Origin of the sequence: Exiguobacterium sp. s163 (assembly GCF_018617135.1) — a bacterium.
GTDB classification, from domain to species: domain Bacteria; phylum Bacillota; class Bacilli; order Exiguobacteriales; family Exiguobacteriaceae; genus Exiguobacterium; species Exiguobacterium profundum.
Genome location: NZ_JACSJN010000005.1, coordinates 75,622 through 100,401, shown reverse-complemented (window position 1 = coordinate 100,401; position 24,780 = coordinate 75,622). Strand labels below are relative to the sequence as shown.

General features: G+C 49.6%; 28 protein-coding genes and 1 riboswitch. Of the genes, 16 read left to right on the top strand and 12 right to left on the bottom strand.

The genetic code is table 11. The features are described from left to right. Window positions 1–46 precede the first annotated feature (46 nt). Window positions 47–367 (top strand): PadR family transcriptional regulator, encoded by a 321-nt coding sequence (locus KNO71_RS13125; protein ID WP_031424354.1) that lies wholly within the window; start codon window positions 47–49, stop codon window positions 365–367. Next, on the top strand, window positions 364–1,395 hold the full coding sequence (locus tag KNO71_RS13120; protein WP_214688904.1) for a DUF4097 family beta strand repeat-containing protein: 1,032 nt from the start codon (window positions 364–366) through the stop codon (window positions 1,393–1,395). The genes KNO71_RS13125 and KNO71_RS13120 overlap by 4 nt, the downstream gene beginning before the upstream one ends. A gap of 36 nt (window positions 1,396–1,431) precedes the next feature. Here the strand turns inward: KNO71_RS13120 and KNO71_RS13115 are convergent, their stop codons facing one another. The 4 genes from KNO71_RS13115 to KNO71_RS13100 form a co-directional block, all read right to left on the bottom strand. Continuing rightward, complete coding sequence (locus tag KNO71_RS13115) at window positions 1,432–2,124, bottom strand: LutC/YkgG family protein (RefSeq protein WP_214688901.1); 693 nt, start codon at window positions 2,122–2,124, stop codon at window positions 1,432–1,434. Continuing rightward, window positions 2,124–3,524, bottom strand: a complete 1,401-nt coding sequence (locus tag KNO71_RS13110) for a LutB/LldF family L-lactate oxidation iron-sulfur protein (RefSeq protein WP_275060634.1) — start codon at window positions 3,522–3,524, stop codon at window positions 2,124–2,126. The genes KNO71_RS13115 and KNO71_RS13110 overlap by 1 nt, the downstream gene beginning before the upstream one ends. 2 nt (window positions 3,525–3,526) lie before the next feature. Further along, entirely contained in the window at window positions 3,527–4,264 is a 738-nt protein-coding gene (locus KNO71_RS13105) for a (Fe-S)-binding protein (protein WP_074034994.1), read from the bottom strand. 228 nt (window positions 4,265–4,492) lie between these two features. Beyond that, window positions 4,493–5,776, bottom strand: a complete 1,284-nt coding sequence (locus tag KNO71_RS13100) for an NCS2 family permease (RefSeq protein ID WP_031424359.1) — start codon at window positions 5,774–5,776, stop codon at window positions 4,493–4,495. A 245-nt stretch (window positions 5,777–6,021) separates the two neighbouring features. Here KNO71_RS13100 and KNO71_RS13095 point away from each other — a divergent pair, with 245 nt between their 5' ends. The 5 genes from KNO71_RS13095 to KNO71_RS13080 all read left to right on the top strand — a co-directional run bounded on the left by KNO71_RS13095 (window position 6,022) and on the right by KNO71_RS13080 (window position 8,829). Then, a complete protein-coding gene (locus KNO71_RS13095) occupies window positions 6,022–6,255 on the top strand; it encodes a hypothetical protein (RefSeq protein ID WP_078146096.1) in 234 nt (77 codons plus the stop codon). Window positions 6,256–6,265: 10 nt separating this feature from the next. Beyond that, window positions 6,266–7,225: a LacI family DNA-binding transcriptional regulator gene (locus tag KNO71_RS13090; protein WP_214685089.1), complete on the top strand. Its 960-nt coding sequence runs from the start codon at window positions 6,266–6,268 to the stop codon at window positions 7,223–7,225. 67 nt (window positions 7,226–7,292) lie between these two features. After that, complete coding sequence (locus KNO71_RS13085) at window positions 7,293–7,574, top strand: HesB/YadR/YfhF family protein (RefSeq protein ID WP_074034990.1); 282 nt, start codon at window positions 7,293–7,295, stop codon at window positions 7,572–7,574. Between the two features lie 97 nt (window positions 7,575–7,671). Further along, complete coding sequence (locus tag KNO71_RS17815; protein WP_015880450.1) at window positions 7,672–7,806, top strand: hypothetical protein; 135 nt, start codon at window positions 7,672–7,674, stop codon at window positions 7,804–7,806. Window positions 7,807–7,899: 93 nt separating this feature from the next. Then, entirely contained in the window at window positions 7,900–8,829 is a 930-nt protein-coding gene (locus KNO71_RS13080) for a manganese-dependent inorganic pyrophosphatase (protein WP_214685091.1), read from the top strand. 90 nt (window positions 8,830–8,919) lie between these two features. Here the strand turns inward: KNO71_RS13080 and KNO71_RS13075 are convergent, their stop codons facing one another. The 3 genes from KNO71_RS13075 to KNO71_RS13065 are packed head-to-tail and all read right to left on the bottom strand — an operon-like array spanning window position 8,920 to window position 12,287. Then, window positions 8,920–10,044, bottom strand: a complete 1,125-nt coding sequence (locus KNO71_RS13075) for a DUF418 domain-containing protein (RefSeq protein ID WP_214685093.1) — start codon at window positions 10,042–10,044, stop codon at window positions 8,920–8,922. Window positions 10,045–10,064: 20 nt separating this feature from the next. Further along, entirely contained in the window at window positions 10,065–11,618 is a 1,554-nt protein-coding gene (locus KNO71_RS13070) for an ABC-F family ATP-binding cassette domain-containing protein (RefSeq protein WP_015880457.1), read from the bottom strand. A gap of 60 nt (window positions 11,619–11,678) precedes the next feature. After that, window positions 11,679–12,287 (bottom strand): NAD(P)-dependent oxidoreductase, encoded by a 609-nt coding sequence (locus tag KNO71_RS13065; protein ID WP_015880458.1) that lies wholly within the window; start codon window positions 12,285–12,287, stop codon window positions 11,679–11,681. Between the two features lie 126 nt (window positions 12,288–12,413). Further along, window positions 12,414–12,515, top strand: a riboswitch (purine riboswitch). A gap of 77 nt (window positions 12,516–12,592) precedes the next feature. On the opposite strand from KNO71_RS13065, the gene KNO71_RS13060 reads away from it, so the two are divergent. From KNO71_RS13060 to KNO71_RS13045, 4 genes are read left to right on the top strand one after another with little or no spacing between them, the layout of a single operon-like run. After that, entirely contained in the window at window positions 12,593–13,174 is a 582-nt protein-coding gene (locus KNO71_RS13060; protein ID WP_214688899.1) for a xanthine phosphoribosyltransferase, read from the top strand. Then, window positions 13,171–14,475: a nucleobase:cation symporter-2 family protein gene (locus KNO71_RS13055; RefSeq protein WP_214688897.1), complete on the top strand. Its 1,305-nt coding sequence runs from the start codon at window positions 13,171–13,173 to the stop codon at window positions 14,473–14,475. The genes KNO71_RS13060 and KNO71_RS13055 overlap by 4 nt, the downstream gene beginning before the upstream one ends. Window positions 14,476–14,509: 34 nt before the next feature. Beyond that, window positions 14,510–15,157, top strand: coding sequence for an NAD(P)H-binding protein (locus KNO71_RS13050; protein ID WP_078146102.1), 648 nt, complete (start codon window positions 14,510–14,512; stop codon window positions 15,155–15,157). Beyond that, window positions 15,154–15,546 carry an RDD family protein gene (locus tag KNO71_RS13045; RefSeq protein WP_214685099.1) on the top strand — a complete coding sequence of 131 codons (393 nt, stop codon included), beginning with the start codon at window positions 15,154–15,156 and terminating at the stop codon, window positions 15,544–15,546. The genes KNO71_RS13050 and KNO71_RS13045 overlap by 4 nt, the downstream gene beginning before the upstream one ends. A 22-nt stretch (window positions 15,547–15,568) precedes the next feature. Here the strand turns inward: KNO71_RS13045 and KNO71_RS13040 are convergent, their stop codons facing one another. Beyond that, on the bottom strand, window positions 15,569–16,834 hold the full coding sequence (locus KNO71_RS13040) for a purine/pyrimidine permease (RefSeq protein WP_214688895.1): 1,266 nt from the start codon (window positions 16,832–16,834) through the stop codon (window positions 15,569–15,571). A gap of 73 nt (window positions 16,835–16,907) precedes the next feature. Between KNO71_RS13040 and KNO71_RS13035 the strand changes: the two genes are divergently transcribed. Continuing rightward, entirely contained in the window at window positions 16,908–17,612 is a 705-nt protein-coding gene (locus KNO71_RS13035) for an alpha/beta hydrolase (RefSeq protein ID WP_214688894.1), read from the top strand. Window positions 17,613–17,646: 34 nt separating this feature from the next. Here KNO71_RS13035 and KNO71_RS13030 read toward each other — a convergent pair whose 3' ends face one another. The 3 genes from KNO71_RS13030 to KNO71_RS13020 form a co-directional block, all read right to left on the bottom strand. After that, entirely contained in the window at window positions 17,647–18,825 is a 1,179-nt protein-coding gene (locus tag KNO71_RS13030) for an MFS transporter (RefSeq protein WP_214688893.1), read from the bottom strand. A gap of 117 nt (window positions 18,826–18,942) precedes the next feature. Then, complete coding sequence (locus KNO71_RS13025; RefSeq protein WP_214688892.1) at window positions 18,943–19,734, bottom strand: endonuclease/exonuclease/phosphatase family protein; 792 nt, start codon at window positions 19,732–19,734, stop codon at window positions 18,943–18,945. Window positions 19,735–19,785: 51 nt separating this feature from the next. Continuing rightward, window positions 19,786–21,414, bottom strand: coding sequence for a PTS transporter subunit IIBC (locus KNO71_RS13020; RefSeq protein WP_214688891.1), 1,629 nt, complete (start codon window positions 21,412–21,414; stop codon window positions 19,786–19,788). A 221-nt stretch (window positions 21,415–21,635) separates the two neighbouring features. On the opposite strand from KNO71_RS13020, the gene KNO71_RS13015 reads away from it, so the two are divergent. The 3 genes from KNO71_RS13015 (at window position 21,636) to KNO71_RS13005 (ending at window position 23,473) form a co-directional block, all read left to right on the top strand. Next, window positions 21,636–22,400 (top strand): TrmH family RNA methyltransferase, encoded by a 765-nt coding sequence (locus tag KNO71_RS13015; protein WP_214685110.1) that lies wholly within the window; start codon window positions 21,636–21,638, stop codon window positions 22,398–22,400. Then, entirely contained in the window at window positions 22,372–22,917 is a 546-nt protein-coding gene (locus KNO71_RS13010) for a GNAT family N-acetyltransferase (RefSeq protein ID WP_214685112.1), read from the top strand. Before KNO71_RS13015 ends, KNO71_RS13010 begins: the two co-directional genes overlap by 29 nt. An 88-nt stretch (window positions 22,918–23,005) precedes the next feature. Further along, window positions 23,006–23,473: a hypothetical protein gene (locus tag KNO71_RS13005; RefSeq protein ID WP_214688890.1), complete on the top strand. Its 468-nt coding sequence runs from the start codon at window positions 23,006–23,008 to the stop codon at window positions 23,471–23,473. Window positions 23,474–23,498: 25 nt separating this feature from the next. Here the strand turns inward: KNO71_RS13005 and KNO71_RS13000 are convergent, their stop codons facing one another. Further along, window positions 23,499–23,996 carry a hypothetical protein gene (locus tag KNO71_RS13000; RefSeq protein WP_159563336.1) on the bottom strand — a complete coding sequence of 166 codons (498 nt, stop codon included), beginning with the start codon at window positions 23,994–23,996 and terminating at the stop codon, window positions 23,499–23,501. Between the two features lie 110 nt (window positions 23,997–24,106). On the opposite strand from KNO71_RS13000, the gene KNO71_RS12995 reads away from it, so the two are divergent. After that, on the top strand, window positions 24,107–24,763 hold the full coding sequence (locus KNO71_RS12995; RefSeq protein ID WP_078146111.1) for a TVP38/TMEM64 family protein: 657 nt from the start codon (window positions 24,107–24,109) through the stop codon (window positions 24,761–24,763). Window positions 24,764–24,780 lie beyond the last annotated feature (17 nt).

Below are 24,780 nucleotides of genomic sequence, written 5' to 3'. Positions count from 1 at the left end.
TAGTGGATAGTATGCTATTGTTCTATGTATAGTAGGGGGTGGGATGATGAATCCTCAATTCAAAAAGGGCGTACTTAACCTGTGTGTGTTAGCACTCGTCGCGGAACAAGACCGCTATGGGTATGAGCTCGTTCAGGCGATTTCGGCCAAAGTGGCCATTTCAGAAGGTGCGGTCTATCCGTTGTTGCGTCGATTGACGACAGAGGGCTATTTCACGACGTATTTAATGGAGTCTGGAGAAGGACCTCCACGGAAGTACTATCAAATTACGGAACAGGGCCGCAAACACTTAGTTGAATTGCGAACGGAATGGAACGTATTCACAAACGGTGTCAATGACTTAATCCGAGGGGGAGACGACAGATGAATGAAGAACAGTACTTGTCAGAGCTCGAACAATTATTGATGAACGTGAAGGTGAAAGATCGGCTTGATATTTTACGAGACGTATCGGAATATTTCACGAGTGGTCGATTAGAAGGAAGAAGTGACGAAGAATTGGCACGTGAGTTAGGGGAACCGAGCATACTCGCATCGGAATTGCTCGCCTCTGTCGATATTGAAGAATCGGTCTCGACGCGACCGCCTGCGGTGGTCAAAAGTTCGAACGTAGCCTTCCAAAGCGTCCTCATTCAAGTTCAAAATGCGCAAGTGTTCGTCACCCCATCACAAGACGGTTATGCGTATGCGACGCTTGAGACGGAGACCGATCATGGGGTCGTGATGGATATCGTCGGGGACACCCTAGAGATACGGATTGAATCCGAACGTCGTTTCGGTCTTTCGGATCTGTTTTCATGGTTCGGGTCAAAGGCACCTGTACTTCGGGTTGAATTGCCTCATCACGCCTATCATCAGATTCAATTGAAAAATCGTCACGGTTCGAGTGATGTACAAGATCTCCAAGCGGAACGCTTCCACGTGGAGAGTGAGAACGGTCGAATCGTCGCACATCACATTCAAGCACGTCATGGTGTCCTGCGCACATCGAACGGAAAAGTGCTCGCATCAAGCTGTCACGGGCACGATTGGGAGCTTCATTCCTCAAACGGTCGTGTCGAAGCGAAACATTCTCAGCTTGAGCGGATCAACATCCATTCCTCGAACGGTCGAATCGATGTCGATCACGTCACGGGAGCGGTCGATGCCAAAACTTCTAATGGACGGATAGACTGTTCCGTACAAGCGATTCAAGCACCGATTCGCTTGAAGACGAACAACGGGAAGATTGACTTACATGTCGATGAACGTCCGGAAGATGTGACGATTCGTGCGAAGTCACGAAACGGGAAAGTTGATGTGTTGGGAGAGCGGTCGAAAGAGTGCGTATTTGGAGACGGATCGATTGAAGTGAAATTAACGAGCTCAAATGGGAGCGTCACCGTATCAGGATGAATATAGCCCCTCCATCGATCGATGGAGGGGCTATACTTATAAATCATGTACCAACACATAGGCGACTCGAACAGGACCATGAACGCCGACGATGAGGTTCATCTCGATGTCGGCCGAGTTCGACGGACCAGAGATGAAATTGACACCGTTCGGGGAATGGAGACTGTCTCGGTCGAGTGTGGCAAGTTGTTGTGCCGTTTGCGTCATACGTGGGACAAGGACAGATTTCGGGATGATTGCGATATGGTCTTGTGGTAACAGACTGATTGTCCGTGATCTACCAGGCTTCGCATATTGGACGATTGTCGCACTTTCCGCAAATGCCGCATCCGCAATCGTGATGCCGATGTCCGCTCGAATGGCAAGCTCTCGACTCGCTTCGGGTTGTGACGAATCCCACCAATCAAACGTCTCACTTGTTGTAGGTGCCCAAGCGGAAATTCGCTCATCGTTTTCTGCGAGAATCCGTGCGCCATGATAGCGTTCAATCAAGAGGCGAAGCGTATCATCAAGCTTCGCAGATTCACATTCCACCAAATCGGTATGGATTCGGGTCGCGACCATGCGGAACGTCTCGAGCAGCTCTTCTTCACTCGCGTCTTTCAACACCTCATCTTGCGGACGATGTGTATATTCCCGTTTTGGCGGCGTGAGCTTGACCTCACGACCGAGTTGCTTGGCGATTCGTTGTAGAAAGTCCTCACGGTTTGTGATTGTACCAGGATTCATCAGGCATTCCCCCGTTTCTTGAACCAATCTCGGACGGTCTGTTTGTTCGGCTGCGGCAAGTCTTTCGAGTCCGTCCAAGCCGGTAGCCCTTTCTCAATCTGACCCGAGGTGGCGAACGGTGATGTCGCAAACGGTGCGACATGTTCCGCTGCTTCGAATAAGAATGGACTCGAAGCGGTGACGGCAAATCCTTTCATCGCAATCCGCTCCACGAAAGGTGATTGCTTTTTCTCCTCTACGATGACGCGTCGATGTTCAATCAACAGCTCATGCAGCGGAATCTTTACAGGACACGCCTCCGTACAGGCGCCACAGAGACTCGACGCATAGGGGAGTTCTTTATAGTTCTCGTATCCGTCAAGAAGCGGAGCCAAGACGGCACCAATCGGACCTGGATAGATTGACCCGTACGCGTGACCACCGATATGGCGATAGACGGGACAGACGTTGATACAGGCCGCGCAGCGGATGCATTGCAACACCGATTGGAACTGTGTCCCGAGAATACCAGAACGCTTGTTGTCGACGATGACAAGATGGAACTCTTCTGGTCCATCGACTTCACCGACCGCGCGCGTCCCGGCGAACGTCGTGATGTATGACGTGAGTCGCTGACCGACCGCGCTTCGACAAAGCATGTTGACGAGCACCTCGAACTCTTCATAAGACGGGACGACGCGTTCCATGCCCATGACAGAGATGACCGTATCAGGGAGCGACGTCACCATGCGTCCGTTCCCTTCGTTGGTCACAAGCCCGACGGCTCCACTCTCTGCGATGGCGAAATTACAGCCGGTGATGCCGACTTCTGCCTTCAAAAAGTCTTTTCGTAGTTCTTGTCGTGCATAGCGTCCAAGTTCAGTCGGATCGTTCGACCCGCTGTAGCCGTGGGCAGTGAACGTCTCATGCACAGCGTCGCGGTCTTTATGCAGGGCCGGGGCGACGATGTGGGACGGTGGATCTTCGTCGAGTTGTAAAATCCATTCACCGAGATCGGATTCGACGACAGTACATCCTTCTTCCTGAAGTGCCTCGTTCAAGCCGATTTCTTCCGTGACCATCGATTTCGATTTCACGACATGTTTGGCTTGTTTCGACCGGACGACTTCTCGGATGTAGCGGTTCGCTTCTTCCGGTGTCTCCGCGAAAAAGACGCTTCCACCACGTTTTGAGACATTCTCGCTCAATTGATATAAGTAATAGTCCAGATGTTCCAGCACATGTTGACGAATTTCTTCCGAATGGTCGCGAAACGCTTCCCAGTCCCCGAGTTCACCTGCAGCATTCAACCGGCCATCCCGTAGACGGTTTTGAGCCGAACTGACGGCCTGCCGCATGAACGCATCTTCGATTCCATCTTTTCGTCGATCTTGAAACTTCTCATCCAATCGAATCCCCATGCTCATGCTTGCTTCACTCCTTCGTTCAACACTTCGGCAATATGCATCACTTTAATCGGATGTCCCTGTTTATGAAGACGTCCGCCGATGTTCATCAGACATGACGCATCCGCTCCGATCAACACCTCTGCGCCTGACTGTAAGATGGAATCGACTTTTTCATCTACCATCTGCACCGACACATCTGGCATCTTGACGGAGAAGGTCCCACCGAACCCGCAACAGTTATGTACGTTCGCGAGGGGGACCATCGTCAGTCCATCGACGTTTCCGAGCAACTTTCCGGGAGCTGCTTCGATTCCGAGGAGGCGGGTCATGTGACAAGACGCATGATAGGTCGCTTTGGCGGGAAACTTGGCACCGACATCAGTGACTTCGAGCACATCGACGATGAACTGTGTCAGTTCGAACGTTTTGGCGGCGTGCGCTTCAGCGCGAGGACCCCACACAGGATCATCTTGGAACAAATGCGGGTAGTCGCGCATCATCATGACACACGACCCCGATGGTCCGACGATATATTCTGCATCTGCTTGTTCAAATGTTTCAATCATGTGCTTGGCAACCTTTTTCGTCTCCTCATGATAGCCGCTGTTGTAGGCAGGCTGCCCACAGCATGTCTGCTCAAAGGGGAACGTCACCTCGCACCCTAAATGTTCGAGTAGTTCGACTGTCGCTTGTCCAACGGATGGAAACAACGTATCAGATAAACAAGTGACGAATAAAGCTACATTCGGCATAGCCATTCCTTCTTTCCTCTGATGATAACGATTTCAACGTCATTATTTCATAAAGCGTAGGAAAGTGACAGAAAAATGAGGAGAAAAACTGATTTATTTGTAAAATCCTGTCTAATTGATAACGTATCTCACTGAACCGATATTCATCTCGTTTCTGATATAAAACAGGTAGGAAGTACGTATAACAGAAAAAAATCCTCGACACATGACGAGGATCTTTTGTCTAACTTATAGGAAGAACATTTCCAAGATGAAGAGTGCGCCGAACAAGTAGATGAGCGGGTGAACCGTCTCTTTGTTCATCGCTTTGAAGATCGGGTACAAGATGAACCCGAAGGCGATGCCGCGTTCGATGCTTCCTGACAAAGGCATGATCAAAATCGTCATGAAAGCCGGGAAGTATTCGCTAAAGTCGCTCCAGTCGATGTACCGGACATTCGTCAACATGAGTGCACCGACGATGATCAAGGCGGGAGCTGTGATTGCCGCTACGCCAGAAATGGCGCCGATAAGTGGGCTGAAGAAGAGTGTCAATCCGAATAAACCAGCGACGACGGCCGTCGTGAGACCTGTACGTCCACCTTGCGCGACACCGGCAGCAGACTCGATGTATGCCGTAGACGGGCTCGTTCCGACGAGTGATCCACCCATTGTGGCAAGTGAATCGGCAAAGAGTGCACGGTGACCATTCTCAATTGTTCCATCTTCTTTTAAGAGACCTGCCTGTTTTCCGACACCGACAAGCGTACCTGTCGTATCAAAAAGCGTGACGAGGAAGAACGAGAGGACAGCACCGAACAAACCGTATTGAATGACATCACTAAATGCCGTCACGGGGTTGACCATGAGCCCTTCCGGAAGTGTTGGCATCGCCGTGACACCATCGATTTTTAAGATATCCATGAAGTATGCTGCAATCCCCGTGAGTACCATCCCGATGAGTAAAGAACCGGGTACGTTTCGTGAAAAGAGGAGTGCCGAGACGATCAAACCACCGAGTACAAGTAGTACTTCTGGAGAAGACACGTCACCGAGACGCACCAAGTTCGCTTCATCAGCAACGATCAAACCTGATAGTTTTAATCCGAGTGAAGCGATGAAAAGACCGATTCCGGTCGTGATGGCATGCTTCAACGAAGTCGGAATCGCTTGAATCAACTTCGTCCGAATTGGAGAGAGCGACAAAATCAAGAAGAAGACGGACGAGACGAAGACGACACCGAGCGCGGCGGACGGGGCAATCTGTTCTTGAGCGACAAGCGTGTAAGCGAAGAATGCATTGAGCCCCATCCCGGGTGCTACAGCGATCGGTAAGTTCGCATAAAACGCCATCAAGCCTGTTCCGATGAGGATGGCAATAATTGTCGCCGTGAATGCTTGTGCGAACGGAATCCCTGCGTCAGATAGAATCGCTGGGTTGACGACAGAGATGTATGCCATCGTCACGAACGTTGTGATCCCAGCAGTCACTTCCTGTTTAACATTCGTACCATGTTGTTTTAATTGAAAGATATTCATCGATAAAACTCCTTATTTCAGTCTATTTCCGAACATTAATTGAGGAAAATTCTTAAATTAACGTTTTCAACTTGATGACTATACAAAAATGTTTGATTCCCGTCAATTGTTTTGAGTAAAAAACATGAAAAATGAAATTTGAAGACAAATAATGTTCGGAAATAAACTTTATTAAAAAAGATGCTTGCTCTGAAACGCGTTTCAGAAGATACGGTATAGACAAAGGGAGGGGAACCGATATGAAACCGACAACGTGGAAAACATGGTGCTGTGGAATCGTATACGAGCTCGTCATCAATCAGTTGTACACACCGTTTGGGAAAATGTTGTGTACTCGTTTCCGTGAAGAGTTTCTTCATCTGCCGTTAGAGGAGCGCTTCCGTCTCGTTCAAGCGATTCGTTGTCAAGTCGTCGAAAGAGGTGACAGTCAGCAAGCAGAGTGGGTACACTATATGCAAAGGCTTACAAGTTGAGGTGAGATGAATGGCAAACATTCGAGATATCGCGAAGCACGCTGACGTTTCGGTGACGACGGTCTCACGCGTCCTGAACGAGCATCCGTACGTATCGAAAGAAAAACGAACCCGTGTACATGCGGCAATGAAGGAGCTCGGGTATTTGCGAAATCAACAGGCGTTGACGTTGTCGACAGGGAAGACGCAACGAATCGTCGTCATCCTACCTTATATGAATCATCCTTATTACGGTTTCTTCGTTAATGGGCTCGCCAAGGCGGCGCTCGAGCACGATTATCGCCTCGTCATGTGGCAGACGGAGTATAAACTGAGCGAGGAACGACAAGCGCTCGATTTATTGAAGCACCGTGAAGTCGATGGGGCGATCGTCTTGTCTCATGAGATGTCCTTTAAGGAAATGGAGACATATCGCGTGTACGGACCGATTGCTGTGGCGACCGTCGGTGCACCGGAGACAATTTCGTCGATCCATGTCGATCATTACGCGTCGTTCGTATCAGGTATTCGTGTGTTACAGCAATACGGATACGAAGAGATTGGAATCATCTTGTCAAGAAGCCATAGTCCGAGTTCCCTTGCGCGTCAGCAAGCCTATTTCGATGAAGTAGCGCATGCGCGTGAGCAATGGATTTGGACGGGCTATTTGACGAGTGAGGACGGTATTCGGCTAGCTGAAACGTTCCTCTCTCAAAAAGAGCGTCCTCGAGCGCTCTTTTTCTCGTCCGATTATGTCGCCCTCGGATTTTTAGGAGAGATGCAACGGCGAGACATCAAGATTCCTCAGGAAGTCGCCATGCTCGGGTTTGACGGACATCCGATCGGTCATGCATTCGGACTGTCGACGATGCTCTCACCGAATGAAGAAATCGGGCGACGTTTATTTGAAACGACGCTCGCTGAAATGAATGGTGCGCAACCGGAGACGCATGGCATGACGGTGAGCTATCAAGTTGGCACAACACTTTAGGCAACTTCCTCGCTCGACTCTTTTGAAACGTTTAGAATGAAAGGAGTAGTCGAGAGGAGGAGATGTTATGAAGATTCAAGTAACAGAAGAAGCGCTCCAATGGTTTAAAGAAGAAATGGAAGTCGAAGCAGGCCAAACGGTTCGTTTGTTTGCAAAGTATGGGGGTTCGACAGACTTGACGCACGGTTTTTCTGTCGGGGTCATCACAGAAGACGTGAACAATGCGGCTGTTGAGACCGAAGAAGACGGCATTCGTTTTGTCGTGGCGGAACAAGATGAGTGGTTGTTCCAAGGACAAGACGTGAAAGTCGAACTTCGCGGAGAAGAAATCGTCTTCGTGCAGGCCTGACGTTTCAGTTTGTTTACGTTTAGTGAAATGTCGTTTGACGAAATCTGGCTTGGGGAACAGATTATGACAAGTCGGATTTTCGAAAGGATGACACGATATGTCAGACAAAGAAAAGCGTGAACAAGAAGAAAAAGAAAAGTTGAAGCGAGATCAGCCGGACATCTCCCATGAAGAAGATTCAAAAGGAGATCATTCCGACCTCGAAGAGACAGATGAAGATGAACAAGCATAAGAGCCGACACGGCTCTTTTTGTTTGGGAATTGAAAGAAATGCCGTGGACGTTATAATGGATAGGGGAAAACTATTTAGTGAGGAGAATGAGACATGAGTACAGTACTAGTCTTTGGACATAAAAATCCAGATACCGACACAATCACGTCAGCGCTCGCCTATGCCGAGTTGAAAAAGAAATTAGGGATGGACGCAGAAGCGGTCCGTCTCGGTGAAGTGAACGGCGAAACACAATATGCGCTCGATCACTTCCGTGTGAAAGCACCACGCTTGATTGAAAGCGTGAAAGGTGAGGCGGAAGAAGTTATCTTGGTTGACCATAACGAGTTCCAACAAAGTGCGGACGGGATTGAAGACGTGCGAATCCTTGAGGTCATCGACCACCACCGTATCGCAAACTTCCAAACGGCAGACCCGCTCTACTATCGTGCGGAGCCAGTCGGATGTACGGCGACAATCTTGTTGAAGTTGTATAAAGAGCATGGTGTCGAAATCGCAGCGGATATGGCCGGCTTAATGCTTTCCGCCATCATCTCAGACTCGCTTCTCTTCAAATCGCCGACATGCACAGGTGAAGATATCAAAGCAGCGAAAGAACTTGCGGAGATTGCTGGCGTCGATGCAGAAACATACGGTCTTGAGATGCTCAAAGCCGGTGCGGACCTTAGCCAAAAAACGATTGAAGAACTCATCTCACTCGATGCGAAAGAATTCGCGATGGGCGACTATCGTGTCGAAATCGCACAAGTGAACACGGTCGATGCGAACGATGTCTTGAACCGTAAAGCGGAAGTCGAGGCGGCGATTGCCAAAACGGTTGCGGCGAAAAACTTAGACTTGTTCGTATTCGCCATCACGAACATTTTGACGAACGATTCGGAAGCCATCGTTGTCGGACCAAAACCCGAACTCTTCGAACAAGCGTTCAACGTGACCCTTCAAAACGGATTGGCGACACTTCCTGGCGTCGTCTCACGTAAGAAGCAAATCGTGCCATTCTTAACGGAAGCGGCAACAAAATAAAAACTCGAAGCCGTGGCCTCGAGCGGAACTGCAGACGTTCATTCGTCTGCAGTTTTTATTTAAAAAAAGACCGGACAATGAAGTCCGATCTTAGGATGATTTTGTTTGTCGTCCGTATGTTCCGAGACGCCATAGTTTCTCAAACGGTCCGTAACGGTGAGTCTTTAGCCACCACATCGAGAAGAACGACTGCGCAATCAAAATGGCGATGCTGAGGAATAGACCTTCGGTTAAGGAAAGCGCCCCGTACGCCCCGAGTGCGATCACTGGCAAGACAATGATCAACGTATGTGTCAGATAGTTCGTGAGTGCCATTCGACCGAGTGCTTGAAGCGGGGCGAACGTCCGACCTTTTCGAACGGCGATGGTGAACAGGCAGATGTACGTTGTAGCGAGCAGTTTTCCGGAAATCCATACGGCTGCTGAGTTCGTGGACATATAAGAGGCGCCATCACCGTAATGATGCCAGATGATGATTCCCCAGAATGGTATGGCTGCTATTGCGCAGATAGCAGCAGTCCGGGTCAATCCTTGGATACTCCAAGTCAGAAGCTTTCGTTCCCGTCCGATGAAGAGACCGAGTAAGAACAGACCGAGAATCTCGATTCCGACAAAAAGTGAATTTTGAATCATAGTAAAAATCTCGTTGTCGAATCGATAGTCTAGCCAAGGACCGAAGCCTGAATTAAAGACCCTCGGGAACGACTCTCCTAAATACATGTATCCAAAAGCCCACTCTACATAGATAGGGGCAACATTGAATAGTAAGAAACTTCCAATCAATAAACTCCACGCCCATGTCAATATCGCGCGGTTACTCAACCCATAAAAGAGAGGAAGCAATAAGCCCCACATCGCATACGTATGTAAGATGTCACCTGACCAAATCGCCAAATGCGCGAGACCGAATAAGAAAAGAATCGCAATACGGCGTATGTAACGACTGACCGATTCGCCACGAGCGTAAGAACGCTCGAGGAAAATCGAAAAGCCGATCCCGAATAAGAGGGAGAAAATCGTATAAAACTTCGTCTGCACGAACAAGTCAAAGAGCGTGCGGACGAACAAGTCGTTCCCGTAATAGTCGGGACGACCAAACATCCAGTCGCTCCCGAGCATGCTCGGGATATTGACGAGGAAAATGCCGCAGAGGGCAAACCCTCGGATAATGTCATACAAAATAATCCGTTCATTCGTTTGAATTGGGCCAGCCATACGACACGTCCTTTACTGAATTAGAATACTTTCGTCGTCCACGATTCACAGTTCCAGACGTCTGTGACGATATCCTCATAGAATTCTGGTTCGTGACTGATGAGGAGGACGCTTCCTTTGTACTCTTTCAACGCACGCTTCAACTCTTCCTTCGCGTCGACGTCCAAGTGGTTCGTCGGCTCATCGAGTAAGAGTAAGTTCGTTTCGTTGTTTAAGAGTTTGCAAAGACGTACTTTCGCCTTTTCTCCACCACTGAGGACAGAGATTTTACTTTCAATGTGCTTCGTCATGAGACCGCATTTCGCGAGCATCGCGCGTACTTGCTGTTGGTTGAGTGACGGGAATTCGCTCCAAATCTCTTCGATACACGTGTTGTTGCTTGATGCGGCTTCCTGTTCGAAGTAACCCATCTCAAGAAACTCACCGCGTTCGACTGTCCCTTCAAGCGGGTTGATCAAGCCGAGTAAGCTCTTCAAGAGCGTCGTCTTCCCGATTCCGTTCGCTCCGACGAGGGCAATCTTTTGACCGCGCTCCATCTGAAGGTCGAGCGGACGTGAGAGTGGCTCATCGTATCCGATGACGAGACCTTTCGCATCAAAGATGAGGCGCCCCGATGTACGTGCCTGCAAGAAGCGGAATTCTGGTTTCGGACGTTCCGCACTCAATTCGATGACATCCATCTTATCGAGTTTCTTCTGACGTGACATCGCCATGTTTCGTGTCGACACACGCGCTTTGTTTCGGGCAACGAAGTCTTTCAAATCCGCGATTTCGGCTTGCTGACGCTTATAGGCGGCTTCAAGTTGCGAACGCTTCATCTCGTACACTTCCATGAACTTGTCATAGTCCCCAACATAGCGGTTCAACTCTTGGTTTTCCATATGGTAGACCAAGTTGATGACACTATTTAAGAACGGGATATCGTGGGAGATCAAGATGAAGGCATTGTCATAGTTTTGAAGATAGCGTTTCAACCACTCGATATGCACTTCATCCAAATAGTTGGTCGGCTCATCGAGGAGCAAGATATCTGGCTTCTCTAAAAGCAACTTCGCGAGCAATACTTTCGTACGCTGTCCACCTGACAAGTCCGTGACGTCCCGGTCGAGTCCGACGTCTAAAATACCGAGGCCGCGTGCGACTTCTTCTACTTTCGCATCGATGATGTAAAAGTCGTTCGAGTCGAGCGTTTCTTGAAGCTCACCGACCTCCGCAAGCATGTCTTCCATCTGTTCCGGCGTCGCGTCACCCATCTCCATGTAGAGTTCGCCGATGCGCGTCTCCATGTCAATCAGGTATTGGAAAGCACCTTTCAAGACGTCCCGAATCGTCATCCCGCGCTCAAGTACTGCGTGTTGATCGAGGTAACCGACACGGACGTTTTTCGCCCATTCGATTTTCCCTTCATCCGGTTGCAGCTTGCGCGTGATGATGTTCATGAACGTCGATTTTCCTTCACCGTTTGCTCCAACGAGACCGATATGCTCCCCTTTTAAGAGGCGGAAAGAGACATCGTTCAAAATAGCGCGGTCACCAAAGCCGTGGCTCAAGTTTTGTACCGTTAATATACTCATAATTCGTTTTCGTTCCTTTCAAAGTAAACTACCCGATATTGTAGCATGAATTGGATCAAATTAGTACGCCAGTCCGACTGACTCCCGTACGTGTTCCTGTTCTTCAATCGCATGAAGCATGAACTGGGCGACGTCTGCCCGTGAGATGTGTTTCCCGTTCTCTGGCACTTCATCGATGGCCGTTCGATACGTCGAGGTGCGGGGGCCGTCCGTCAATTGCATCGGTCGTACAATCGTATAATCGAATGACGAATTTCGCCACAAGTCCACGGCTGCCCGATGATCACGGAGCGGCTTCCGGAGCATGAACGTAATGGCTTTCCCGGCAAGTCCCGGTATCTCATTGTCGATCCCGGCTGAAGCCAAATAGACGACGCGTGAGATGCCATTCGTCTTCATCGCTGGGACGAGCTTGTCCGTGACACTCGCTAAAAAGTCCGGATCGCTCAAATCCGTTCCGAGACAGCTGATGACCGCATCATGACCGTGCATCGCTTCTGTTAACGCATCGATGTCATATAAGTCGCCTTCGATGATTTCAAGTTGTGGGGTCCGAATCAACTTTTTCTGTTCACGTACGAACGCGGTGACGTCATGACCGTGCTCGATGGCTTGGTCGATGAATTGATGTCCGGTCCGACCGGTTGCGCCTAATACGAATAACTTCATAAGGGCAAGGCTCCTCTCTCATATCCAATACATACAGTATACAGCAGTTTCAGAAAAATCGAACATTTCGCCGTTTGATTGCAACCTATTGCATTTCTCGTCAGCTCGTCTACAATAAAGTTTATCTTAAATAAATAGATTCGCACTCGTATATCAGCGGAAATATGGTCCGCAAGTCTCTACCGAACTACCGTAAATGGTTCGACTACGGGTGGCGCTTGTCGTATGCTATCGTTGATTTCCATGCGGTTCGTTGCCTCCCGATGAGGGGTGACGAATCGCATTTTTTAATGGAGGGGACAACAATGAAGCAGTTAGAAGACAAAATCCGTGAAGAGGGTCGGGCCTTATCCGACCAAGTGTTGAAAGTTGACGCCTTCTTGAATCATCAAGTCGACCCGGTACTTATGCAAGCCATCGGCAAAGAATTTGCAGAACGTTTCAAAGACGCTCAAATCGACCGCATCGTCACACTCGAATCGAGCGGGATTGCGCCAGCGATGATGACGGCGCTTGAGATGGGCATCCCGTTCGTATTCGCGCGTAAACGGAAATCGCTGACGCTCCAAGACGACCTCGTCGAAGCGGATGTTTATTCGTTCACGAAACAGGAGACGAACCGCATCAGCTTGAGCCGACGTTTCGTCTTATCAGGCGAACGCGTTCTTGTCATCGATGACTTCCTCGCGAACGGGGAAGCGGCACTCGGGCTGACACAACTCGTCGAAGCGGCAGGTGCAGAAGTTTCAGGTGTTGGCATCGTCATCGAAAAATCGTTCCAACCAGGGCGCGATAAATTGATTGAGCGTGGTTATCGCGTCGAATCGCTAGCGCGCGTCGCGAAATTAGAGAAAGACCATATCTCGTTCGTGGAGGTCGTTCGATGAATACATTCAAGACAGCAAGTCTCGGATTTCAGCATCTACTCGCGATGTACACGGGAGCAGCCATCGTCCCGCTCATCGTCGGGGGTGCCATCGGGCTTGGTCCAACCGAACTCGCCTATCTTGTCGCAATTGATTTATTCATGTGTGGGGTAGCGACGTTATTACAAGTATGGACGACACGCTTTACGGGTGTCGGATTGCCGGTCGTCCTCGGATGTACGTTCACGGCGGTCGGTCCGATGATTGCGATTGGAAGCGCAAATGGAATTACGGCCATTTATGGCGCGTTGATTGCCAGTGGAATCATTGTTATCCTCATTTCCGGATTTGTCGGGAAGCTCGCACGTTTCTTCCCGCCGGTCGTTCTCGGTTCGGTCGTGACGATCATTGGTCTCTCACTGATTCCGGTCGCCATCAATGACATCGGTGGCGGGATGCCAGGTGAGCCTGGATTCGCATCGATGCAGAATCTAGGATTAGGTGGCTTTACGATTTTACTCATTCTCGTCTTGAACCGTGTCGGGACCGTCTTCACACGCGCCGCTGCTGTCCTCTTTGCCGTCCTCATCGGAACAGGGGTTGCTGCTTCGCTCGGTCTCGTCGATTTCAGTCCTGTCCGGGAAGCGGGTTGGTTCCAAATGGTTCAACCGTTCTACTTTGGGATGCCGACATTTGATGTGTCCGCGATCCTCGTCATGACGCTCGTCGCCATTATCTCGATGATTGAATCGACAGGTGTATTCTTGGCGCTCAGCGATATCACGAAAAAGCCGATTGGTGCGAACGAATTGACGAAAGGGTATCGTGCGGAAGGTGTCGCAACGATTCTCGGAGGGATTTTCAACAGCTTCCCGTACACGACGTTCAGTCAAAATGTCGGACTTGTTCAATTGTCAGGTGTAAAATCGCGCCGTGTCATCTTCTGGACAGGTGGATTGCTCATCTTGCTCGGCTTCCTTCCGAAAGTCGCTACGTTCACGACATTGATTCCAAAACCTGTGCTTGGGGGAGCGATGCTCGTCATGTTCGGAACGGTCGCTGCTTCCGGCATTCGAATTCTGAGCCAGGTCGATTTTTCGAAAAACGAGAACTTGATTACCATTGCCCTCTCAATCGGTGTTGGGCTCGGTATTACCGCCAATCCAGCCATCGTCGCAAACATGCCGGAGTGGCTGCAGTTGTTCACGGATAGTGCTATCGTGGCAGGTTCATTCACGGCGCTCGCATTGAACGGATTTTTCCGTATGATGGACCGATTCCGTCCCGGGACAATCATTGCCGAGGAACGGCAAGTCAGCTAGACTGAAGGAAATAGTAGTCTAGGAGGAGTCACGAATGGGGAAAACTGCACTTGTCGTAGGCGCGACCGGTTTGATTGGCCGCGAATTGGTGGAACAGTTGTTAGAGAGTGACCGTTATGATGCGGTCTGGATCGTTGTCCGTCGCTCGAAGCGTTGGAGTCATCCGAAGTTACATGAGATCGTCGGTTTCGAGGAGATGGATTCATCCCTTCCACAGATCGACGACGTGTACTGTGCGCTCGGCACAACGATTGCGGTAGCTGGCTCGCAAGAAGCGTTCAAACAAGTTGATTTAGAATTACCACTTGAAGTGGCCCGTGTCGCCAAGGCACACGGTGCGACGCGCTATGCGGTCGTATCGGCACAAGGCGCATCATTGCGTTCGACTTTCTTTTACAACCGTGTGAAAGGGGAGCTTGAGAACGCGTTACGTATTTTCAACTTCCATCACTTGATTATCGCCCGTCCTTCTCTGTTACTCGGAGAGCGTGATTCATTTCGCTTCGGAGAGAAGGCGGCCGAGGTCATCAGTCGACCGTTCCAGTCAATCTTGCTTGAGAAGACACCGGAAGTCGCACCGATTCAGGCGCTTCATGTCGCTCGTGCCTTGATTATGGCGTCTGAAGAAGGCGAAGGAATCGAAGTGTTGACGTCAGGGATGATGCAGAGGATGAGCCGATGAATCCATTGACAAAAAAGCGAACCAAAGCAGTCATGATTGACAGTGTCATTGCAGGTCTTGTCAGCGTGGGCGTAGAACAGCTCGTACGAAAGAAAGTAAAGAGCGAGTTCGTGCATGCGGTCATCACACCGACACTACTGACATATGCCATGGAAGCGTGGCAAATGAGTCGGGGTGGACAAACAATCGGTTATAAACTGATGGGACTTGAATTGACAAACGATGACGAAACGCCTGTCACGGCAAAACAAGCGCTACAACGCGCCCTGCATCGTGATACTTCGTCAGTCGTTCGTTATTGGAAAGACCGTGCGCATTTCGAACAAGAAGAAGGCGCTGTTTTACCGCACGATGCCCGTTACCATATGCATGTACGTGAAAAGAACTGACCAATATGGCCAGTTCTTTTTTTCAATCCTTGATTTTACTTAAGATGGCAGTTGTTAAGGCGACAATTGTTCCGAGAACAAGCCCGTTAGAGAAGACGGTCGCAAGAAGCGGTGGCAGGTCATTCATTGAACCGGGTGGTAATAACATCGCCCCGGCACCGATGACGAGCGGGAGCCCGACTGTGAGGGATGCCGTGGACTGCTTCAATTCAAAGGCCGCCTCATTGATTCCGATGATGATCATCGTTGCAATGAGCGGTGTCACGATTGCATAACCGACAGCGGCCGGGATGCTCGCAATCAACGAGACGAATGGACCGATGAGTGCTAACCCCATCATGAGGGCGTGGGCAACCAAATGCGGAGCACGCTGGACGCTCTCCGTCGAAGAGAGGAAACCAGCTGTCCCGGAGATGGCGACAGGACCCGGTGTGCCGAACAGACCAGCCACGATTTGACTGACGCCACTGGCGACACCCGATGCGGGAACGTTTCCTTTGATTTCTCGTTTTTCGCGAGAACTGACGATGCGCTCAATCAACTTGATGTTCGCAAGGACGTTCGTCATGAGAAGTAGGGTGATGACGAAAGCCGTCGGTAACAAGTTCCAATCCCACACCCAATTTCCGAACGGAAGAAGTTCCGGTACGAGGAAGAAGGATTCCGAACGAACGATTGGATTTCCAAGGTCGAGTAAATGGAACAAGCCGAACCCGACGAATAGCGTCATGACGAGTCCATATTGTTTAAAGCGACTTTGCTCGAGCGTGAGTGCGAACAAGACGAGCCCAGCCGTCGCTACGGCCTGAATGATATTGATTCCGTCTTCCGTCACCCCAAATCCACCTTTAATGACGGCCCCTGATAATTGAAGGACGAGCAAAATCATATAGACGCCGAGCACTTGCGGTGTAAACAGGGCGAGCATGCGTCTTAAGATGCCGGTGACGGTCAACAACACACCGAGGATTCCGCTCAAAAACAGCATGAATCCGAGTGCCTGCAGCGTCTCTTGCTGACTTCCATATAGAGCGGGACCGATGGAGGCGTATAAGGTGAAGACACCCCACCAAATGCCGGCAGGTCCTTCGAGTATCGGGAGGCGATGGCCGAGCAACGTCTGAATGATGCTGAAGAGTGCGAAGATGAAAAGTGAGCGGGATATAAAGGTCATCGTCTCATCTGGTGACAGTTCAAACAAGGCGGCGATGGAGAGTGGTGGTACAATATTTGTAGCTAAAATAAAAATAAACCACTGAATCGTCGTGGTTATATTACTTCTGGTCATGGTGTCCCCCTGATCATGCTTTTTCTTATTAGTGTAACGTTATGATGAAGTGGATGCAAATGGAGGCTATATAATGAAGAAATTCTTCAAGTGGACCGCACTCTCAATCGTAGGATTGCTAATCATCGCGCTAGCAGGCTTTTTAATTTGGACGCAGTTCACGTACGAACCGACCGATGAAGCGACACGGTATGCCGAAGAGGGGAAAGTGGTCGACAACCGTCTCGAGTTTGGAGATCCGACGAGTGAGGTCGGAATCATTCTTTATCCAGGGGCGAAAGTGGAGAAAGAGGCGTATGCGTATTATGGAACACGTTTAGCCGAGGAAGGGTATTTCGTCGCCATTCCGTCGCTTCGACTCAACTTAGGCATTTTAGATATCGACGCAGCCGATCCAATCATCGAGGCACATCCGGAGATTGAACGCTGGATCGTAGCCGGTCATTCACTCGGAGGTTCGGCGGCGTCGGGTTACGCGCTTGAGCATCAAGAGTCGGTAGAAGGTGTCATTTTCCTCGCATCATATCCGATCAGCTCGATGGTCGATAGTGACTTACGCGTGCTATCCATCTCGGGTGAGTTGGATGGATTGGCTGTCCCGGAAGACATCGAGGCGAGTCGAAGCGACCTACCTGCCGATAGTCAATTCGTACAAATCGAAGGCGGGAATCATGCCAACTTCGGAATGTATGGTCCACAAAAAGGCGATCAGGAAAGTCCGCTCACATCGAAAGAACAACTCGACGAAGTCCTATCGGCGATTCTCGAATGGTTATAAAAAACGTGCGCACCTTCATCGAGGTGTGCACGTTTTAGCGTTGATCGAGTGAATAACTGACTGCGGTCAACCCGGCTGTGACGAGGGCGACCAAACCACCGACGAGCGCGAGCGTCATGATAGGGCTCGTCGCGTAGACGACACCACCAAGAGCGGAACCAAGTCCGATTCCGACGTTACTCGCCACAGGCATAAGTGATGAGGCGAGACCTTTGGCGTTCGGATTGAACTTCTCCGCCAAATCGATCAAATAAATCTGAGTCGATGTCGTCAATAAAATCGCCATGAACGACATGAGGGCGATATTGAGGAGACCGAGCGTCACATTCGACGTCGTCACGAATAACGCGGCCAGGACGAATGCCTGGACGAGAAAGACGAACCGTAAGCGTCCGATCGGATTGTGACTGGCGATCTTTCCGGCAGCGATATTACTGAAGATCGAGATGAATCCGTAGGCGAATAAAATCGGACTGACCCAAGCGACCGGTACACCGAGTACATCTTTTAAAATCGGTACGAGATACGTATATACGACATACGTCGCCCCGAAACCGAACGCCGGAATTAAGAAGGCGATCAAGATACGTGGATTCGTCAGGAGTGCCATTTGTTCACGGAGTGATGCTTTTTCTTGAGACAATTGATTCGGCAAGACACGATAAATGGCAATCCAGGCGACTGCACCGAGCAGAGTCGTCAACCAGAACGTGGACTCCCATCCTGCCTGTTGTCCGATGAACGTTCCGATCGGAACCCCGAACACGTTGGCCATTGTAAAGCCACCGAAAATAAAGGACACGGCCACGCCCCGTTTTGCCGGAGGGACGCTCTCGCTGGCGACGAGCATGGCAAGCGAGATCAAGACACCTGTGACGACGGCCGTCAGCATGCGCAAGACGAGTAACCACTCATACATGGGAGCGAGACTGCTTAATAAGTTCAGGACGGTGAAGAGAATCGTCAAGCCGAGCATCAATTTACGTTTTGGAAGATGGCTCGTCAAGGACATCGTGATTGGCGTGCCGACGGCAAAGCTGATGGCGAATGCCGATACGAGACTTCCTGCTGTCGCGATGGAAATGGATAGACCGCTTGCGATATCAGGCAAAATGCCGACGATGACAAATTCACTCGTTCCGAGAACGAAGGTTAATAAGGATAGGGATAAAACTAAAGTCCAGTCGCTTCGACTGAGCGAGCTTGTCTCCATGTTCAAACACTTCTTTCTATTTCATTCATTAGTAGTTAGACATCAGTCTCCTCTCACGTTACAAGATATTTCCCAAAAGAAAAACCCTTTTCTCCCAAGTCGGAAGAAAAAGGTGGATTAGCGCCAAAAAACAGTGGCTTCGACACCGGCGTGGTCGGAGACGATGGGACCGTTTTCGCCATCGAAGACGACAGCATGACGGGAGACGTGAATGGGTGCATTCGTCAACATCAAGTCGATGCGTAGCGATTTCTTGTTTTCATCCCATCCGGCGATTTTCCCTTGGACGGTCGCATCACCTTCGCGTTCCGTTGCGAGATGGAACAGGTCTTGAAGCCCATTTTCCATCAAATAATCGTATCCCTCGCCTCGAATGAAGGCATCGTTGTTGAAATCACCGAGTAGGAGCGCATGGTCGTCATGCTCGACGCGACGCAGTAGTTCGTCGAGTTGATGCTTCACTGGCTCCTCTTCGTCATGCCACCATCCGAGGTGACACGAGTAGACGGTCGTCGGCGTTTCAAGACCTTCAATCACGGCTTTGACAATTTTACGGGACTTGTAATTGTCAGGGTCCGTCGTCTTGGATACGAAGAACGACTCGGTCGATAGAAACGGTGTTCGCGACAAAATGGCGACGCCTTCCTCGTAAATGTCATATCCGTAATGGGCAAAGTCCCATGTCATGTGATAGTGAAGATCTAACTCTTTCAGGCGCTCGACGAGGACGTGTGCGAAGTTGTTTTCACGGATGTTCCCATAGATGAGGGGGGCCTCTTTATGTTGATTGACTTCTTGAAGCGCGATGAAGTCATACTCTTCGCTTGCGATACGTTCGACAATCGCGTCGATTTTCTCTTGTTGGCGGTCTTCTAACCAGGCATGACAATTGAGCGTTAAAATATTCACGATAGTCCTCCTTTAGAAAAAGGCCAACTCTCGAGCGAGTTGGCCAGTAGATTATGCACCGATGACGTCTTGAATGTCTGATTTCAATACGTCGGCTTTCGGGCCATAGATGGCTTGGACTCCACGGTCTTTCACGATAAGCCCCATAGCGCCATTTTTCTTCCATTCTTGTTCGTCAGAGACGAGTGTAACGTCTTTAACGGTCACACGAAGACGAGTCATACATGCGTCGACATCCTCAATGTTTTCTTCCCCACCGAGAAGTGTGATAATCCCCATGACTTGTTCGTTACCTGTAACGGATGATTTTTCTGTCGTTTCTTCCATGTAGTTCCCGTTACGTCCTGGCGTCGGTAGGTTCATCTTCTTAATGAAGAAGTTGAAGACACCGAAGTTGAGGAAGAAGAACACGACAGAGACGAGCACGAAGTTGATCAAGTCTTGAAGAAGTCCTGCTTTGACAATCATCGGAATGCGCGTCAAGAGTTCGATTGCACCGAAAGCGTGTACACGTAAGTCGATGATATCTGCCAATGCGAAGGCAGCACCGGCCATGAGTGCGTAAACGACATAAAGAACTGGTGCGACGAACATAAACATGAATTCAATCGGTTCTGTGACACCTGTCAAGAAGACAGCGAGTCCGGCTGATAAGAACATCGGCTTGTATTGTGCCTTCTTATCCGCGTCGACGTTGCGGTACATCGCATACGCGGCACCAATCAATGCAGCGAATGACAAGATGACTTGACCGACTTTGAAGCGTGCTGGAACGACATCAGCGAGAAGCGTGTTGTATGCAGCCGTATCACCAGCAGCACGCAAGTTGACGAGATCCGTCACCCATGCCAACCAGAGTGGGTCTTGACCGGCAACGACCGATCCAGCTGTCGCACCTGTTAAAATCGTGTATGTTCCACCGAGCTCTGTGTAGTTCATTGGTACTGTGAGCATGTGGTGTAAACCGAACGGTAAGAGGAGACGTTCGAGTGCACCATAAATGAACGGAGCGAGGACTGGCGCCGTGTTACGTGATGTGGCAATCCATTCACCAAAGCTGTTGAGCGCACCTTGGATGGTTGGCCATACAATCGATAGAACGAGGGCAGCAACGACTGAACCAAGGATAACGACGAATGGTACGAAGCGCTTCCCGTTGAAGAACGAGAGAGCGTTCGGCAACTTGTTGAAGTTGTAGAAACGGTTATATAGTGCACCACCGAGGAAACCGGCGATAATCCCGACGAACACACCCATGTTGAGGGCAGGTGAGCCGAGTACAGATGTGAAGTAATCAGCGACGACAAGGTTCGCACCGAAGAGTGACTCGATTGTCGCTTCTGGATCTTGAAGCATGTCACTGTTGACACCGAAGATGGCACCTGTGACACGGTTGATCAAGATGAAGGCGAGAAGTGCTGCGAATGCACCGCCGGCACGATCTTTTGCCCACGAACCACCAATCGCGACTGCGAAGAGGATATGTAAGTTGACGATGATGCCCCAACCTAAATCTTCAATGATACGAGCTGTTGTTAATAAGATACCGACATCTCCGGCTGACATTCCAATCAATTTTCCGATGGAAATCATCAAACCGGCAGCTGGCATGACGGCGATGACGACCATCAAAGCCTTACCGAGTTTCTGCCAGAAATCGAATGAGATCAATTGTTTCATGCTATACGCTTCCTTCCTATGAGGGAGTTTTATCTATTTTTGTGTCTACCAATAGTGCAATCGCTTGCATAAATAATTGTAATCGATTGCATAAATTCGTGCAACCGTTTTCGCTATTTTCATTTGTTTTCATTTCCGAAGTGAGAATAGCAGATGTGAGGCGAACTTGTCAGTCGAATCGAATCTAGCTACAATATGATAGGTTGAAGGGAGCGAGAAAGATGGGTTGGAGACAGACAACATCTGCTTTGACGAAAGACGAGCAGATTGAATTAAAAGAAGAGTTGTTGCGGAAGGGTGTATTGCAGGAAGACGATCTTCCTCTATATGAGATGCTCATGCCAGATCGAATCAAACGGATGTATGAAGTATTGAATACACGAACGAACCATATCACGATTTTGACGGAAGGTGTCGACGATCCGCACAATCAATCTGCCGTATTGCGTTCGGCCGATGCGTTCGGGGTGCAGACGTTACACGTCGTCGAAGGGCGTGCGAAGTTCAAACCGAACTCGATTATCGCCAAGAGTGCCGACCGTTGGGTGGACGTCGTCGAGCATGGCTCCATCGAAGAGGCGATTGACGCTTTAAAAGAAGACGGTTATCAAGTATATGCGACGGCATTGAGTGAGGAAGCAATTCCGCTCGAAGAGGTGGATGTGTCGAAGCCGACCGTTCTGCTATTCGGGAATGAACATAGTGGTGTCTCGGAAACAGCACTTCATAAGGCGGACGGGAACTTTGTTATTCCGATGCAAGGATACGTACAAAGTTTGAACATCTCCGTGGCGGCGGCGATTTCCTTGTACGATGTCACGACACGGTCACGACATATCGTGACGGATGGCTACGAGCTTCCGGTCGAAGATCAAGCGCGCATCTTCAAAGACTGGATGGTCAAGAGTTTGCCGAAGCGTACGCTCGGACTATATAAACAAAAAGGTGTCACAGCTTTTGAACGGGAGACAGGAAATTCAGAATGAACGGCGAAATGAACAGACGTACGGAATCTTTGTCCAGAAACTGAAAGGGGATGGCACGATGAGTACGACGAGTTCATTTATCGTAAAAGATGTGACGAACAACTTTAAGGATTTTGAAGAGGACTTCTTCCGGCTGTACCGCACGTTATACGGTGACCTCGATCAGTTGCGATTTAAAGAGCGCCTGTATCGGCACGCCAATCCGTTAGTGCTGCTGGCTTTCTCTGAAGAGCAGCTAGTTGGCTTTAAAATTGGTTATGAGGCGGAGCCTTATCGGTTTTATAGCTGGGCGGGCGGCGTACATCCGGACTTCCAAAAGCATGGCGTCGGTCGCAAGCTGATGGACACGCAACTCGAATGGGTCGAAGCGCAAGGGTTCCATTCGATTCGGACGAAAGCACGCAATACGAACAAAGGGGTCATCATCTTGAACCTCCTTTGCGGATATGACATCATGGGCGCCTACACCGAAGATGGCGAGCCGCGCATCATGATGGAGAAACAACTGAACAGTTGAATCGATGCCGCGGTCGTGTGATCGCGGTTTTTTTGTTGAAACCGATTCGACTGAATGAACGTACATAAAGAAAAAGGGGGAATTTGAAATGTCTACTTTAGAATTTGGGGCGGACCCATTTTTCACGATCATCAATTTATTCTTTCCACTCATGTTTTTCACCATTGTTGGACTTATCGCATTTGGTGTCATCAAATCAAGTCGAAGTTACTCTAAAACATCAAATACATTGAAGGACTTACAACAATTCGCCTCGCAGCTCGCCGATGACCCGAGCGATGACACGGCTGAGCGATTGGCAGACTATTTACGGGGCATCGATTCCTTCTCGATTGAACGGATACGCATGGAGCCGTTCCGTGTCGCACTCGGATGCTATCAATTGGTGATGGAGTCTGACGCTGTTCGCGAAGAGACGAAAGAGCGGGTCGATCGTCAATATAAGCGTCTCGGGATTTTAGACGGAGAAAAATTTGCCGATGAGGCACCACCACGTCGACGTTCTTCTTCATCGAGTCATCATGATATCCACCACCATCACCATGACCATATGTAAAAAGCGAAGGAATCCCTTCGCTTTTTTACATATATCGTGATGCATCAAATTCAATGTCAGTCTGATAACGGACGGCTTGAATCGCACTTTCGATTCGAATGGCACGCTTCTTAATATCGCGCGCTTTCAGGCGATACAGCTCCGGATCGTATAAGGCGTGTTTGATCACGGCAACCCCATGCACATAGTCTTTCTTCGGACGAAGCGATAATTTTTCATAAAGTCGTGCTTGGACGCGTAACTGAATGGCAAGCTCGATTGCCTCGACGAGCGGAAGCGGACCGTCGTGCGTCTCGACAACGGCTTGGACGTTCGCCTCTTGAATGAGACGGTCGAGCTGACGTAAGTCTAGACGAATGTGTTCAAGTTCCATCTCGATGTCTTGAAGGGAACGAGACTGAATGGTCGGAATGGATTCATTCGCTTGAAGCGAGATGAACGCCACATGCTCAATCTCTTCGGTCAATGTATCGATTTGCTCATGGAGCAACTGTTTCAATGTTAGGGCATCTGCAAGGTTCATATCGATTTCCTCCTTCTGCTTTTTCTAACCGTACCATATCGAGATGGCTGAAAAAAGGTGGATGACATCCTCGATTACGGGAATAAAAGCAAATAGAGAGGAGGAGGACGATGAAGAAGTGGAAGATACAATGGATGATTGCACTCGTCCTACTCCTGTTCGGGACGGCGACATTCCTTTATCAGTGGGTTGACGTAAGCCCAGGCGATATTCGGGACTACATCATTCAATTCGGATGGTTGGCTCCGCTCATTTACATTTTATTGTTCACCGTTCGTCCGCTCATCTTGTTCCCGACGTCCGTCTTGTCGGTCGCCGGCGGCTTGGCGTTTGGGATGTTACCGGGCGTCATCTATACCGTCATCGGGGCGACATTGAGTGCGCTTGTTGCGTATTATGTGGCAATTTTTTTCGGCGATCGTTTCCTGCATCACTTCGAATCAACGAATTACGAAGCCATTCAGCGTAAAATCGAAGAAGACGGCTTCTTTTACGTCCTCATCTTACGTCTCATCCCGCTCGTCAATTTCGATTTGGTCAGCTATGCTTCTGGTTTGGCAAAAGTAAACGTACTCGCCTATCTGTTTGCGACCGTCGTCGGTATGATTCCCGGGGCGTTCGCGAACAATTTTCTCGGGAGTAGTATCGCCAGTGGGGATTGGACGCTCATCGCCTTGGCATTTGGAATCATGCTCGTGTTGACGCTCGTTGCGACCGTTTTCCGTGAACCGATCAAGCGACAGATTCATCGCTATCAAAAAAAGTAGGCGACTCCAGATTGGAG